A 13857-nucleotide genomic window follows, 5' to 3' on the forward strand; every position below is an offset into this window, starting at 1 on the left:
GCGCACACCTCTCTCAGACAGACTCCGCCAACCGTACTCCCCCACCCTTCGGGCGGGCGGTACCCCCATACGGCCCTGAAACGGGCCTACACCTCTTCCGGCAATTCACCCACCCGGTTCTCCCACTTCGTGGACAACACGATGGTGGTACGGGTCCGGGACACGCCCTTGGTGCCGGAGAGCCGCCGGATGATCCTCTCCAGCCCGTCCACGTCGGTCGCCCGCACCTTGAGCATGTAGGAGTCGTCACCGGCGATGAACCAGCAGTCCTCGATCTCCGGCAGGTCCCTCAGCCGCTGCGCCACGTCCTCGTGGTCGGCGGCGTCGGAGAGCGAGATGCCGATCAGGGCGGTGACGCCGAGGCCGAGCGAGGCGGCGTTCACGGTGGCGCGGTAGCCGGTGATGACGCCGGCCGCCTCCAGCCGGTTGATGCGGTCGGTGACGCTGGGTCCCGACAGGCCGACGAGGCGCCCCAGCTCCGCGTAGGAGGCCCGGCCGTTCTCCCTCAGGGCCTGGATGAGCTGCCTGTCCACGGCGTCCATGCGATCGAAGCCTTCCACTGAAGAGGTCTGACGAGTTCCTGGTACGTGAGGGTGAGGCTCAGGTGGTGCGCGACCCGCCGCCGAGTTCGCCCGCCCAGCGGCGGTAGAGCGTGTGGGGGACGCCGACCGCGTCGAGGACCCGTCCGGCGACGAAGTCGACGAGGTCCTGGATGTGGGTGGCGCCCGCGTAGAAGGCGGGCGAGGCGGGTACGACGGTCGCGCCGGCGTCGTCCAGGGAGACGAGGTGCCGCAGTGTCTGTCCGTTGAGCGGCGCTTCCCGCACGGCGACGACCAGCGGACGCCCCTCCTTGAGGGTCACGCTCGCGGCGCGTTGCAGCAGGTCCTTGGAGAGGCCGAGGGCGACTCCGGCGACGCAGGCGGTCGACGCGGGCACGATCAGCATCCCCTTCGCGGGGTACGACCCCGAGGACGGCCCGGCGGCGAGGTCGCCCGCGCTCCAGTGCCGTACGCCGTCCAGACGCACGGCGAAGGTGTCGGGCTTCCCGTCGGCGCCCCTGGACAGCCACTCCCGCAGGTCGTCCCGCCAGTGCGCGTCCCGGAAGGACAGCCCGGTCTCATCCAGCAGGGTGAGCCGGGAGGCGCGGCTGACGACGAGGTCGACGCTCTCACCGGCGTCCAGCAACGCGCGCAGCACAGCAGCCGCATACGGCGTACCGGACGCTCCGGACACCCCCACGATCCAAGGCGCGCGCTGCGATTCCCCTGCGTTCACATCTTGAGCGTACCGGTGAGCGGAAAGGTGTTCAGGACGGGTCGGGATCCACGGGCAGCCGGTCGGTGTCGATGGTGAGGCGCCGTACCGTGGTGTCCACGGTGATCTTGCCGCCGTACGGAATCATGTCGCGGCCGAGGTAGCCGTCGGCGCCGGGGTTCCACAGGGTGACGAGATGAGCCTCCTGCGGGTCGAAGATCAGGTAGTTCGGGATACCCCGGGCCGCGTACTGCCGGTACTTCACCTCGTAGTCGGTGCGGACGCTGCTCGGGGAGACGACCTCGACGGCCAGCTCGATGAGCTCGGGCGGGTAGCAGGTCAGGTTGCGGTTCTGCTCGGCGGCCGGAATGAGCGCCAGATCGGGGCAGAGCTCGAAGTCGCCGCTGAACGGGATCGCCACATCGCTGATGAAGCCCCACTCCTGGCCCAGTTGGGCTTCGAGCAGCGTCCAGAGCATCTGGATGGTCTTGTTGTGGAACGGCGTGACCGGGCTCGCCACGACGTTGCCCTCGACGATCTCCGTACGGAAGCCGGGGAAGGCGTCCTCGAACCGGGTGAGTTGTGCGTGCAGGCGGTCCACGGGGCGGACGGTCTCACACCGTCAGACCCCGAACCAGAAGATCAAGCAGCGCACACACGAACAGGGCAATCCCGATGAAGCCGTTGACACTGAAGAACGCCCGGTTCAGTCGGGACAGGTCGTGCGGGCGGACGATGGTGTGCTCGTAGACGAATGCCGCCGCGACGATCAGCAGGCCCAGCCAGAAGAAGGCGCCCGCGTCGGTGACCACCGCGTACCAGGCGAACAGGGCCGTCGTGGCGGCGTGGCAGACCCGCGCGGCCCGGATCGCCGCCGGGATGCCGAAGCGGGCCGGGACCGACATGACGCCGATCTCGCGGTCGGTCTCGACGTCCTGGCAGGCGTAGATCAGGTCGAAGCCGCCGATCCAGATGCCGACCGCCAGACCCAGGATCACCGCCGTCCACGACCACTCCCCGCTGATCGCGAGCCAGCCGCCGACCGGGCCCATGGCCTGGGCGAGGCCGAGGATGGCCTGGGGGAAGTTCGTGAACCGCTTGCCGTAGGGGTAGACCACCATCGGGATGACGGCGACCGGGGCGAGGGCCAGGCACAGGGGGTTCAGCAGGGCCGCCGAGCCGAGGAAGACGACCAGGGCGACCAGGGCGCCGGTCCAGGCGTGTCGTACCGACATCGCGCCCGTGACCAGCTCGCGGTGGGCCGTGCGCGGGTTCCTCGCGTCGATCTCGCGGTCGATGATCCGGTTGACGGCCATGGCGAAGGTGCGCAGGCCGACCATGCAGATCGTGACCAGCAGCAGTCGGCCCCAGTGGATGTTCCGGTCCCACTGGAACATCGCCGTGAGGGAGGCGATGTAGGCGAAGGGCAGGGCGAAGACCGAGTGCTCGATCATCACCAGACGGAGGAAGGCCTTGGTGCGGCCCGGCTGCGGGATCGCGGCGGAAGCGGAACTCACAGGCCGTACTCCTTCCAGCGGCGGTCCACCTTCGCCGCCGTCTGCGGATCGGACTCCACCATGTCGGGCCAGCCCCCGTCGCGCGTGTACCCCTCCTCGGGCCACTTCTTCGTCGCGTCGATGCCCGCCTTGCCGCCCCAGAACTGCTGGTAGGACGCGTGGTCCAGGTGGTCGACCGGGCCTTCGACGACGGTGAGGTCGCGGGCGTAGTCCGTGTTGCCGAGGGCCCGCCAGGCGACCTCGTGCAGGTCGTGCACATCGCAGTCGGAGTCGACCACCACGATCAGCTTGGTCAGGGACATCATGTGCGCGCCCCAGATGGCGTGCATCACCTTCTGCGCGTGCTTGGGGTACTTCTTGTCGATCGAGACGATCGCGCAGTTGTGGAAACCGCCTGCCTCGGGCAGGTGGTAGTCCACGATGTCCGGCACGATGATCTTCAGCAGGGGGAGGAAGAAACGCTCCGTCGCACGGCCGAGGGGTCCGTCCTCCGTCGGGGGGCGGCCTACGACGATCGACTGCAGGAGCGGCCGCTTCCGCATCGTCACGCAGTCGATCTTCAGCGCGGGGAAGGGCTCCTGCGGGGTGTAGAACCCGGTGTGGTCGCCGAACGGCCCCTCGGGCAGCATCTCGCCGGGCTCCAGCCAGCCCTCAATGACGACCTCCGCCTGCGCCGGCACCTGCAGCGGCACCGTCTTGCAGTCGACCATCTCGATCCGCCTGCCCGCGATGAACCCGGCGAACAGGTATTCGTCGATGTCGCCGGGGAGCGGGGCGGTGGAGGCGTACGTCACGGCGGGCGGGCAGCCGAAGGCGATGGCGACCGGCAGTCGCTCCCCTCGCCTGGCCGCGACCTGGTAGTGATTCCGGCTGTCCTTGTGGATCTGCCAGTGCATGCCGATGGTGCGCTTGTCGTGGCGCTGGAGGCGGTACAGGCCGAGGTTGCGGACGCCCGTCTCCGGGTGCTTGGTGTGGGTCAGGCCCAGGTTGAAGAAGGAGCCGCCGTCCTTCGGCCAGGTGAACAGCGCGGGCAGCTGCTCCAGGTCGACGTCGTCGCCGTGCAGGACGACCTCGTGCACCGGGGCGTCCTTCACCTTCTTCGGCGGTACGTGCGTCATCGCGCCGAGCTTCCCGAAGGCCTCGCGCACCCCGACGAACCCGTGCGGCAGTTCGGGCTTCAGCAGCCCGCCGATCTTGTCGCTGATCTCGCCGTACGACTTCAGATCCAGCGCCTTCAGCAGCCGCCGGTCGGTGCCGAACACGTTCATGGCGAGGGGCATCGACGACCCCTTCACCTTCTCGAAGAGCAGTGCGGGCCCGCCCGCCTTCTGCACCCGGTCGACGATCTCCCCGACCTCCAGATACGGGTCGACCTCCACCTTGATGCGCTTCAGGTCCCCCTCGCGCTCCAGTGCCCTGAGCAGGGAGCGAAGATCGTCGTAAGCCATGGGGTCAAGTATCCCCGAGGGGCTACCCTGGCCCCGTCACGGGGGCCGTGTGTGCGGCCCCCGACCGCCGTTCCACGAGGTGACCGCCGATGCTCCGGATCCTGATGTTCGTCGTACCGCTGGCGTTGAGCGTGTACGCCTTCATCGACTGCATCAGCACGGACGAGAAGGACATCCGGCACATGCCGAAGCCCCTGTGGGCGATCCTGGTGCTCCTGTTCCCCCTCGTCGGCTCGATCTCCTGGCTGATCGCGGGCAAGCAGCGCCGCCCGGCCGGCCACATCGGGCGCCGCCGGGAGTGGGTCGCGCCGGACGACAACCCCGAGTTCCTGAAGTCGCTCTCCGAGGAGGACCAGGACAAGGACAAGAAGAAGGACGGCGACGACAGCTGACCGATCAGCCTCGCCCGCCCTCCGGTACCCCCTCCGCGATCAGCGTGCCGCCCGCCGCCCCGCCGGCCGGGCCCAGTTCGACCACCCAGTCGGAGGCCCGCATGACGTCCTCGTTGTGCTCGATGGTGACCACGGAGTGGCCCGCGTCGACGAGGCGTTGGAGGACGTCCAGCAGGCGGGCCGTGTCGGCGGCGTGCAGGCCGGTCGTCGGTTCGTCGAGGAGGTAGAGGGTGCGGGCGGCGGCCCGGCGGCCCAGTTCCTTCGCGAGCTTGATGCGCTGGGCCTCGCCGCCGGAGAGCGTCGTCGCGGGCTGGCCGAGCGGCAGATAGCCGAGGCCCACGTCCGACAGGCGGCGCAGCCGGGTGGCGACCGCCGGGACGTCGGCGAAGACGCCCAGCGCCTCGTCGACCGTCGCCTGAAGCACCTCGGAGATGTCGTGCCCGGCATGGCGGACGGACAGCACCTCGTCCCGGAACCGGCGGCCCTGGCAGGCGGGGCAGCGCACCTCCACGGCGGGCAGGAAGTGCATGTGGACGGTCAGCACGCCCGCCCCCTCGCAGCGCTCGCAGCGGCCGCCCGCGACGTTGAAGGAGAAGTGACCGGCGGTCAGCCGCCCGCCCGAGGCGGCCGCGAACACCTCCCGGATAGGGGTGAACGCCTCCGAATACGTCGCCGCGTTCGAGCGCGGCACCCGGCTGATCGGCTCCTGGTCGATGGCGACGACCTTTCCGAGGTGCTCCCAGCCGTCGATGCCGTCGTGCTCGCCGGGCCGGTCGCCGCCCCCGTGGAAGTGACGGCGGGCCGCGCGCCCCACGATGTCCAGCAGCAGGGTCGACTTGCCCGAGCCGGAGGGCCCGGTGAACGTGACCAGACGGCCCAGCGGGATCCGTACGGTGACGTCCTTGAGGTTGTGCTCGCGGGCACCGAGCACGACCAGCGCCCGGTCCGCGTCCCCGCGCCCCTTGGACACCGGCGCCGGCAGCCGCCCGGACAGATACGCCCCGGTCAGGGAGCCCTCGGTCCGGCCGACCTGCTCCGGTGTGCCCTCGGCGACCACCCGGCCGCCGTCCCGTCCCGCGCCGGGACCGATGTCCACGACGTGGTCGGCGGCGCGCAGCACCTCCAGGTCGTGCTCGATCACCAGCACCGTGTTGCCGAGGTCGCGCAGCCGCCGCAGGACGTCGATCAGGCGGGCGGTGTCCGCCGGGTGCAGGCCGATCGTCGGCTCGTCCAGGACGTACAGCACGCCCGTCAGTCCCGAGCCCAGCAGCGCGGCCAGCCGCAGCCGCTGCGTCTCGCCCGCGGACAGGCTGGGGGTGGGCTGCTCCAGGGTGAGGTAGCCGACGCCGACGTCGACCAGGCGGCGCACCCGCTCGGTGAGGTCCGCGACGACGGGTTCCACGAACAGCCATTCGTCCGGGGTGACCCGTTCCCGCAACCCGCCCAGCCAGGCGGCGAGTTCGGTCAGTGACAGGCGGGCCGCCTCCACGATGCCGAGGCCCCGCACGGTCACCGCCCGGCTCTCCGCCCGCAGCCGCGCCCCCGCGCACGCCCCGCACGGCTCCTTCACCATCAGGCGTTCGGTCCTCTCCCGGTAGTCGACGTCGTCGATCCGCTCGGCGTAGCGCCGCATCAGCGCCGTGACCACGCCTTCGAAGCGTCCGGCGGTGACGGTGGCGGGCGGCGGGGTGTCCGGGAAGTACCGCTTGAACTCGGCCGATTCGACGCCGTACAGCAGCAACTGACGGACAGGCGGTTCGAATTCACGTACGGGGGTGTCCGGGTCGAAGGTGAGGGCGTAGTGCCGGGCCGCCGCCCGCAACAGGTCCGTGCTCCGCTCGGTCACCTTGGGGTGCCAACCGACGACCGCCCCGGCCGCGACCGACCGCTCCTCGTCGACCAGTTGCCGGACGTCCGCCCGGATCACCTCCCCCAGCCCGGTGCACTCGGGGCAGGCCCCGGCCGGCTTGTTGAAGGAGAACGAGCCCATGACCAGCTCGGGGACGGCGGCGCCGCAGTGCGGGCAGGGGACCGACTCGGGCTCGGCGTCCTCGTCGTAGGCGTACGAGTGCGAGGGTGGAATCAGCTCCGCGCAGGAGGGACACGGCCGCACGCCGATCCGGGACCACAGCAGCCGCAGATAGGTGAAGACCTCGGTGACCGTGCCGACGGTGGAGCGGGGGCTGCGGTTGGTGAGGTGCTGGTCGACGCTGATCGACGGGGACAGTCCCGTGATCGAGTCGACCGAGGGCCGGCTGACGAGGCCGGTGACCATGCCCAGCGACTCCATGTACTGCCGCTGGCCCTCCCGGTGGAGGGTGTCGAGTGCGAGCGTGGACTTGCCGGAGCCGGACAGTCCGGTCAGAACGACCAGCTTGTTCTTGGGAAGGGAGAGGGAGACGTTCTTGAGGTTGTGGAGTCGGGCGCCCTTGATGTGAATGCGGTCGGCCATGCCTTCAAGTCTGTCATTGAAGTCCTTGTTGGGACTTTTCGCGGCCAGTCGCCCAGTATGTACGCCTTCCAGGTCCCGTAACCTTCAAACCCGTGACGAATGACGACCGGCTGCGCCCGGTGGACCTCGCCCGCCTCGTCGGCGTCTCGACGCAGCAGATCCGCAACTACGAGGACGCCGGCGTCCTTCCGCCGGCCGACCGCACGGCGTCCGGCTACCGGACCTTCACCGGCGCCCACCGCCAGGCCCTGCTCGCCTTCCGCGCCCTGGTCCCGGGCTACGGCCCCACGACGGCGGCCCGGATCATGCGAACCGTGCACGACGGTGACGTACCGGGCGCGCTGGCCGTGGTGGACGCCGCGCACGCCGCGCTGCACGAGGAGCGGGAGAGGCTGCGGGCGACGAGCGAGGCCCTGGAGACTCTCGCCGGGCGGCCCGCGGCGCCGCTGCCCCACGCCGGGCTGCGCGTCGGCGAGACGGCCGCACTGCTCGGCGTACGGCCCTCGGCGCTGCGGGTGTGGGAGGCGGCGGGCCTGCTGTCGCCGCGCCGGGAGCGCGGGACGGCGTACCGCGTCTACAGCCCCGAGGACGTGCGGGACGCCCGCCTGATCCACACCCTGCGCCGCAGCCACTACCTCCTCGACCAGATCCGGCCGGTCCTGGACGACCTGCGCCGCGAAGGCGGTACGGAAGCACTGCGGGCGGCGATCACCGGGCGGGGCGAGGCCCTGAACGCCCGTACGCGCGCGATGCTCGCGGGGGCCGGGGCCCTGCACGGATACCTCGACAGCATCATCGGGAACCGGGCATCCAACCCGCCCCGCCAGCCGTACAGTTGACGCCCCGGCGGGCGAGGAACAGGGGGCACGCGACCGATGACGAACCCAGGCACCCGGACTCCCCAGCCGCCGTCCCCCGCACCGCCCGGCCGACGCGCACGGTTCGCCGCCTGGTACGGGCAGCAGGATTCCGGGGTCAAGGCGGCGGTCATCGGATTCGCCGGTGCCGTGCTCGCCGCGCTGATCGGGGCGGGCGCGACCGTGCTCGTCGTGGTGATCGGTCAGGCGAACGACGCGGGCGGAGAGGAAGAGACCACTCCGCCGTCGTGGGTCACCTCGGCCCCCGCCGAGACGCGCCCGTCGGACGGGACCACGCCCCCCGAATCGCCGCCACCCACCACGGACTCGCCCTCGCCGACACCCCGGCCCTCGTCTCCCAGCCCGGAGCCGGGGCGCGCATCCGAAACGGCGGCCGCACCGCCCGTCCCCGCCGAGCCGCGCGTCCGCTGGCAGGGCACGGTGATCCTGGACGGCACGGCGGGAGTCAGGGGCTGGTTCTTCGACCCGGTACCGCCGGGCCGGGCACCGGCGGGCGACCTCTGGATCCGTGGAGTCAACGAGGTGTACGGCACCTGGGCGATCGCCGCGTGGCGGAGCGCCGGACCGCCGGACCGGGCTGAGTGCGTCGCGCTGCTCAACACCCACCTGGGCGACCCCGCGCTGGACGTCCAGGTCGGCGACCGGGCCTGCTTCGCGACGGAGAACCGGCGCATCGGCTCCTTCGAGGTGACGGACATCCCCGACGCCGATCACATACAGCTGGCGGTGACCGTCTGGGAGGGCTCGTGACGCGTCGGCCCGGCCGGGCGTTGCCCAGGTGTGGCCGTGCCGGGAGAGTGGACGGAATGAGGACATCGGTGAGTGATCCCCGCAGCACCCGTATCCCGACCATCGATCTACGGCCCTGGCTGTCCGGCGACCCCGAGGCCCGCGCCCGTATCGCCCGTACCGTCGACGAGGCCCTCCGGACCGCCGGCTTCCTGCTGGTCACCGGGCACGGCGTGGACCCGGCGCTGCGGGCCCGTATCCGGGCGACCGCCCGCGCCTTCTTCGTCCTCCCCGAGTCCGTGAAGCAGCGGTACGCCGCGAAGGTCGGCGGACGCGGCTGGCTCGGGCCCGGCGCGGAGGCCAACGGCTACGCGGAGGGCACCGAGACGCCGCCGGACCTGAAGGAGTCGCTGACCTTCGCGACGCACGAGCCGTTCGACGACCCGGAGGTCAACGCGGAGTGGTACGCGCCGAACGTCTTCCCGGCGGAGGTGCCCGAGCTGAGGCCGCTCTGTGAGGAGTACCTGGCGCGGATGGCCGAGCTGGAGAACGAGCTCCTCTCGCTGCTCGGCCAGGCTCTCGGTCTCGAACCGGACTTCTTCACCCGGCACATGGACCACCCGACGTACGGCTTCAACATCAACTGGTATCCGGGCTCGGACGTCATGGGCGCCCCAGAACCGGGCCAGTTCCGGATCGGCCCGCACACCGACTTCGGCACGGTCACCATCCTCGACCGGCAGGCCGGCAAGGGCGGACTCCAGGTGTACACGGACGAGGGCGGCTGGGAGGACGCCCCCTACGACCCGGAGGCCTTCACCATCAACATCGGCGACCTGATGGCCCGTTGGACCGGCGACCGCTGGCGCTCCGGCCGCCACCGCGTCCTGCCCCCGTCCGCGGACGCCCCCACGGAGGAGCTGATGTCCCTCGTCTACTTCGGCGAGTGCACCCCGGGGACGACGGTCGAGTCGGTGCCGGCGCCGGTGGGGCGGGTGGCGTACGAGCCGGTGGACTCGCACGTGTACTTGAGGGAGAAGCTCGACTCGATCACCGTGGACTGACGGACGAGGCCCACGACGCCGAGGGCCTTTAGGAGCCCGCCTTCAGAGCGAGGGCCCCTGGGAGCCCGCCTTCACACCGAGGACCCCTGGGAGCCCGCCTCCAGCCTCTGGATCAACCGCTCGAAGCGCAGCCGCCAGCGGTGCTCCGACTCCCGCTCCCCCTCGAACTCGTGCGTGAACCGCAGCGCGCTGCCCTCCTCCCCGTCCCGCTCCAGATGGAACCGGATGCGGCCGCCGCCCTCCACTGTGTACTCGGCGACCCGGTCGACGTCCCAGGCGGTGACCCGCCCGGAGCCGATGTCACGCAGGGTGACCGCGCCGCCGAGGTGGGGTTCGAGCACGTCGGCCGGGGTGAACCAGGCCGCGAGCCCGTCGGCGCTGGCCACCGAGGGCCAGACCTGCTCCATGGGGCGCGGGAGCCGCACCAGGAAGTGCAGGATGTGCGTGTTCCCGTGGGTCTGGCTGATGCCCTGCTCGATGGAACCGGTCATGACACCAGCCTGACCCGTCACGCCGGGTCGCGCACGCGTTGGGAAGCCCGGCCGCGGGGGCGTCAGACGCCCGCGTACGAGTGCTTGCCGGAGACGAAGATGTTGACGCCGTAGTAGTTGAACAGCCAGCAGCCGAACGCGATCAGCGCCAGGTACGCGGCCTTGCGGCCCTTCCAGCCAGCCGTTGCGCGGGCGTGCAGGTAGCCGGCGTAGGCGACCCAGGTGATGAACGACCAGGTCTCCTTGGGGTCCCAGCCCCAGTAGCGGCCCCAGGCGTCGCCCGCCCAGATCGCGCCCGCGATGATCGTGAACGTCCACAGCGGGAAGACGGCGGCGTTGACGCGGTAGGAGAACTTGTCGAGGGAGGCCGCCGCGGGCAGCCGCTCCAGCACGGAGCCGGCGAACCGGCCCGGCGTGCCGCCGCCCGCGAGCTTGTTCTCGTAGGAGTCGCGGAAGAGGTAGAGCAGCGTGGAGACCGCGCCGACGTAGAACACGGCACCGCACAGGATCGCGGTGGAGACGTGGATGTACAGCCAGTACGAGTGCAGGGCGGGAACCAACTGGTCGCTGGCGGTGTACAAGACAGTGACGGCCACACCGAGATCGAGGAGGACCGTGGTGACCAGGGGGAGGCCGAGCCAGCGGACGTTCTTCTTCAGCGCGAGCAGCGTGAGATACACACCGACGGCGACGGTGGAGAAGGTGATGTTGAACTCGTACATGTTGCCCCACGGCGCCCGCTGCACCGACAGGGCCCGAGCGAGCACACCGCCGAACTCGACGAGGAACGCGAGCACGGTGAGGGACACGGCGATACGCCCGTAGAGGTCGCCCTTCTCGTCCCCACCGTGCGCCCCGGGCCCGTCGGGCACGTCCCGGCTGCCGGTCGCGGCCCGGACGACGACCTTCGGCCGCTCCAGTACGGCGGTCCCGCCGGCGTTCCGCACCGTCACGGCGGGTGCGTCGGCCTTTTTCGTCGCGGTCAGCGCGGCGGCGGTACGGCCGACCTTGCTGCGGCTGCCGAAGATCCATTCGGCGATGTAGGCGAAGAAGGCCAGGGTGTAAACGGCCATCGCGGAGTAGATCAGCGTGTTGCTGAGGTCCGCGAGGTTCTCATTGGTCGCGGCGGCGAGAGTCACTTCTCAGCCCCTTCGGCAGGTACGACGTGGGGATCGGGGGAATCTGCGTGTTCGTCGTCCGGATCAGGCGCGCCCGGCGCCTTCTCGTACAGCGTCCCGGCAAGGTCGCCCAGCTCTTCCGGCACCTTCGCGGACTCGCTGCGGCCGAGGCCGGCCATCTCGACGACGGTGACACCGTCGGCGCCCCGCACCGCCCGCACCCACACGCGGCGGCGCTGGACGAACAGGGAGGCGGCCAGGCCCAGGATCGCTGCGACGGCGCCGGTCAGCGCCCAGCCGCTGCCGGGCTGCTGGGTGATCTGGAAGCCGGCCCACTCCTTGACGCCGTCGAAGGTGACCGAGCCGGCCCCGTTCGGCAGCGTCATGGTCTCGCCGATCGCCAGCCGCTTCTTGAACAGCTCGCCCTGGGAGTCCTTGAACTCCTTCAGGTTCTTCTTGTTCAGCTGGTACACGCTCTGCGGGATACCGGAGTCGACCCCCAGATCGCCGTGGTACGCCGACAGCGCGAGCCGCGGGTTCAGCAGCGCCGGGAACTGGGAGAGCATCGTGCCGTGGCCCTCACCGGCGAAGGACGGCACGAAGAAGGCGTTGAAACCGAGCTGTTCCCGCTCGCCCTTGGCGTTGCGGTAGCCGTCCATCACCTTGATCGCGCCGGAGGAGGTGACGTTGGCGTCCAGCGGCAGCAGGGCCACGGCCTCCCTGTTCATCACGACGTTGCCCTTGGCGTCCCGGACGGTGACGATCGGGGCGTAGCCGTGGCTCACCAGGTAGACCTTCGAGCCGTCGATCTCCAGCGGCTCGTTGACCTTGATGGTGGCGTTCTGCTCCTTGCCGTAGGCGCCGACGCTGTAGGTGACGTTCGCCTGGAAGGTGCGCGGGGTGCCGCGGTTGGGGCCGGTGGCCTCGTAGGTGCCGTGGAAGTCGTTCAGGGAGAAGCTGAACGGGTCCAGGTCGTCCTGGGTGAAAAGGTTGCCGGACTTGAAGTCGTCGTACTGCGTGAGGGTGTTGGCGAAACCGTCGCCCTCCAGGATCAGCTTGTTGCCCTCGGACTTGAACAACTGGCCCCAGGCGAAGGCGATCAGCATCACGATCAGGGCGATGTGGAAGGCGAGGTTGCCGACCTCCCGCAGATAGCCCTTCTCGGCGGCGACCGCGTCACCGGAGACGTGCGCGCGGAAGCGGCGTTTCTTCAGCAGGGCCAGCGCGGCCTCGCGGACCTGCTCGGGCTCGGCCTCGGTGCGCCAGGTCGTGTAGGCCGGGAGCCGGGTGAGGCGCTTGGGCGCCGCCGGGGGACGGCCGCGCAGCTGGCCGACGAACTGCCAGGTGCGCGGGACGATACAGCCGATGAGGGAGATGAACAGCAGGATGTAGATCGCGGAGAACCACACCGAGCTGTAGACGTGGAACAGGCCGAGCTTGTCGTAGATCGGCGCGAGGGTCTCGTGCCGCTGACGGAAGTCGGCGACCTGGGTGGCGTCGACGCCGCTCTGCGGGATCAGCGAGCCGGGGATCGCGGCCAGCGACAGCAGCAGGAGCAGCAGCAGCGCGACCCGCATGGAGGTGAGCTGCCGCCAGAACCAGCGGGCCCAGCCGACGAAGCCGAGGGCGGGGAGATTGGGTGCCTCCTCGGCGGGCGCGGTGGACAGCTGGGAGGCGGCCGCGCCGAGGTCCTGGTCCGGGGCCTGGTCCTCAGGAGCGCTTGTAGTCGTCTTGCTCATCGATCAGATCCCCACAGTGAAGCCGTTGGACCAGGTCTGCATCTCCTGCACCAGGCGGTCCCACGCGCCGGTCAGCAGCAGCACACCGGTCGCGATCATCATGATCCCGCCGATGCGCATCACCCAGACATAGTGACGCTTGACCCAGCCGAAGGCACCGAGGGCCTTGCGGAAGGCGACCGCGGCGAGCACGAAGGGGACGCCGAGACCGAGGCAGTAGGCGACGGTGAGTATGGCGCCGCGTCCCGCGCTGGCCTGGTTGGAGGAGAGCGCCAGCACGGAGGCGAGGGTCGGGCCGATGCAGGGCGTCCAGCCGATGCCGAACAGCGCGCCCAGCAGCGGGGCGCCGACGAGCCCGGTCGTCGGCCGGGTGTGGAAGCGGAACTCCCGCTGGGTGAGCCAGGGCATCAGCCCCATGAAGAAGACACCCATGAGGACCATGAGCACACCGAGCACTTTCGTCAGCGTGCTCTGGTGCTCCAGCAGCGTCGAGCCGAAATAGCCGAACAGCGCCCCGCCGGAGACGAACACGGCGGTGAAGCCGAGGACGAAGAGCGAGGCGCCGGTGACCATCCGCCCGCGCCGGGCCTCGGCCAGGTCGGTGCCGGTGACCCCGGTGACGTAGGACAGATATCCGGGGACCAGCGGCAGGACGCACGGGGAGAAGAAGGAGACGAGGCCGCCGAGCAGCGCGACGGGCAGGGCGAGCAGCAGCGCCCCGTTGCGCACGGTGTCGTTGAGCCCGGTGGCGGCGAGCTCGGTCACTGCCGTCACG

The 13857-nt window shown here is 70.5% G+C and carries 14 protein-coding genes; 4 read left to right on the top strand and 10 right to left on the bottom strand.

What is annotated here, in order from left to right; all coding sequences use genetic code 11:
* Positions 1-86: 86 nt before the first annotated feature.
* From I2W78_RS16130 to I2W78_RS16150, 5 genes are read right to left on the bottom strand one after another with little or no spacing between them, the layout of a single operon-like run.
* A complete protein-coding gene (locus I2W78_RS16130; RefSeq protein ID WP_059251851.1) occupies positions 87-542 on the bottom strand; it encodes an Lrp/AsnC family transcriptional regulator in 456 nt (151 codons plus the stop codon).
* Positions 543-600: 58 nt separating this feature from the next.
* Positions 601-1275 carry a UbiX family flavin prenyltransferase gene (locus tag I2W78_RS16135; RefSeq protein ID WP_196460608.1) on the bottom strand — a complete coding sequence of 225 codons (675 nt, stop codon included), beginning with the start codon at positions 1273-1275 and terminating at the stop codon, positions 601-603.
* A 31-nt stretch (positions 1276-1306) separates the two neighbouring features.
* Complete coding sequence (locus I2W78_RS16140) at positions 1307-1855, bottom strand: Uma2 family endonuclease (protein WP_196460609.1); 549 nt, start codon at positions 1853-1855, stop codon at positions 1307-1309.
* 13 nt (positions 1856-1868) lie between these two features.
* Complete coding sequence (gene mqnP / locus I2W78_RS16145; protein WP_196460610.1) at positions 1869-2771, bottom strand: menaquinone biosynthesis prenyltransferase MqnP; 903 nt, start codon at positions 2769-2771, stop codon at positions 1869-1871.
* Positions 2768-4219 (bottom strand): menaquinone biosynthesis decarboxylase, encoded by a 1452-nt coding sequence (locus I2W78_RS16150; protein WP_196460611.1) that lies wholly within the window; start codon positions 4217-4219, stop codon positions 2768-2770. Before I2W78_RS16150 ends, mqnP begins: the two co-directional genes overlap by 4 nt.
* A gap of 89 nt (positions 4220-4308) precedes the next feature.
* On the opposite strand from I2W78_RS16150, the gene I2W78_RS16155 reads away from it, so the two are divergent.
* On the top strand, positions 4309-4611 hold the full coding sequence (locus I2W78_RS16155) for a PLD nuclease N-terminal domain-containing protein (RefSeq protein WP_196460612.1): 303 nt from the start codon (positions 4309-4311) through the stop codon (positions 4609-4611).
* 4 nt (positions 4612-4615) lie between these two features.
* Here I2W78_RS16155 and uvrA read toward each other — a convergent pair whose 3' ends face one another.
* A complete protein-coding gene (gene uvrA / locus I2W78_RS16160; protein WP_196460614.1) occupies positions 4616-7063 on the bottom strand; it encodes an excinuclease ABC subunit UvrA in 2448 nt (815 codons plus the stop codon).
* A gap of 92 nt (positions 7064-7155) precedes the next feature.
* Between uvrA and I2W78_RS16165 the strand changes: the two genes are divergently transcribed.
* Genes I2W78_RS16165 through I2W78_RS16175 form a run of 3 tightly spaced genes read left to right on the top strand, consistent with a single transcriptional unit; the run spans position 7156 to position 9734 of the window.
* The gene (locus I2W78_RS16165) at positions 7156-7902 is read left to right on the top strand and encodes a MerR family transcriptional regulator (protein WP_196460616.1); all 747 of its coding nucleotides are present in this window, start codon (positions 7156-7158) and stop codon (positions 7900-7902) included.
* 36 nt (positions 7903-7938) lie between these two features.
* Positions 7939-8691 carry a hypothetical protein gene (locus I2W78_RS16170; RefSeq protein ID WP_196460618.1) on the top strand — a complete coding sequence of 251 codons (753 nt, stop codon included), beginning with the start codon at positions 7939-7941 and terminating at the stop codon, positions 8689-8691.
* A gap of 56 nt (positions 8692-8747) precedes the next feature.
* Entirely contained in the window at positions 8748-9734 is a 987-nt protein-coding gene (locus I2W78_RS16175; RefSeq protein ID WP_196460620.1) for an isopenicillin N synthase family dioxygenase, read from the top strand.
* A 71-nt stretch (positions 9735-9805) separates the two neighbouring features.
* Here the strand turns inward: I2W78_RS16175 and I2W78_RS16180 are convergent, their stop codons facing one another.
* The 4 genes from I2W78_RS16180 to I2W78_RS16195 all read right to left on the bottom strand — a co-directional run bounded on the left by I2W78_RS16180 (position 9806) and on the right by I2W78_RS16195 (position 13856).
* Complete coding sequence (locus tag I2W78_RS16180) at positions 9806-10225, bottom strand: SRPBCC family protein (RefSeq protein ID WP_196460622.1); 420 nt, start codon at positions 10223-10225, stop codon at positions 9806-9808.
* 62 nt (positions 10226-10287) lie between these two features.
* On the bottom strand, positions 10288-11364 hold the full coding sequence (gene ccsB / locus I2W78_RS16185; protein ID WP_196460624.1) for a c-type cytochrome biogenesis protein CcsB: 1077 nt from the start codon (positions 11362-11364) through the stop codon (positions 10288-10290).
* A complete protein-coding gene (resB, locus tag I2W78_RS16190) occupies positions 11361-13082 on the bottom strand; it encodes a cytochrome c biogenesis protein ResB (protein ID WP_196460626.1) in 1722 nt (573 codons plus the stop codon). Before resB ends, ccsB begins: the two co-directional genes overlap by 4 nt.
* Positions 13083-13085: 3 nt before the next feature.
* Entirely contained in the window at positions 13086-13856 is a 771-nt protein-coding gene (locus tag I2W78_RS16195; RefSeq protein WP_196460628.1) for a cytochrome c biogenesis CcdA family protein, read from the bottom strand.
* Between the last annotated feature and the right edge of the window lies 1 nt (position 13857).

This window comes from Streptomyces spinoverrucosus, assembly GCF_015712165.1.
In the GTDB taxonomy this organism is placed as follows: Bacteria; Actinomycetota; Actinomycetes; order Streptomycetales; family Streptomycetaceae; genus Streptomyces; species Streptomyces spinoverrucosus_A.

Coding starts and splice junctions, on each gene's coding strand:
- I2W78_RS16180 (WP_196460622.1), bottom strand. CDS start 10,225: ATGACCGGTTCCATCGAGCAGGGCATCAGCCAGACCCACGGGAACACG.
- I2W78_RS16155 (WP_196460612.1), top strand. CDS start 4,309: ATGCTCCGGATCCTGATGTTCGTCGTACCGCTGGCGTTGAGCGTGTAC.
- I2W78_RS16130 (WP_059251851.1), bottom strand. CDS start 542: ATGGACGCCGTGGACAGGCAGCTCATCCAGGCCCTGAGGGAGAACGGC.
- I2W78_RS16150 (WP_196460611.1), bottom strand. CDS start 4,219: ATGGCTTACGACGATCTTCGCTCCCTGCTCAGGGCACTGGAGCGCGAG.
- I2W78_RS16175 (WP_196460620.1), top strand. CDS start 8,748: ATGAGGACATCGGTGAGTGATCCCCGCAGCACCCGTATCCCGACCATC.
- I2W78_RS16170 (WP_196460618.1), top strand. CDS start 7,939: ATGACGAACCCAGGCACCCGGACTCCCCAGCCGCCGTCCCCCGCACCG.
- resB (WP_196460626.1), bottom strand. CDS start 13,082: ATGAGCAAGACGACTACAAGCGCTCCTGAGGACCAGGCCCCGGACCAG.
- uvrA (WP_196460614.1), bottom strand. CDS start 7,063: ATGGCCGACCGCATTCACATCAAGGGCGCCCGACTCCACAACCTCAAG.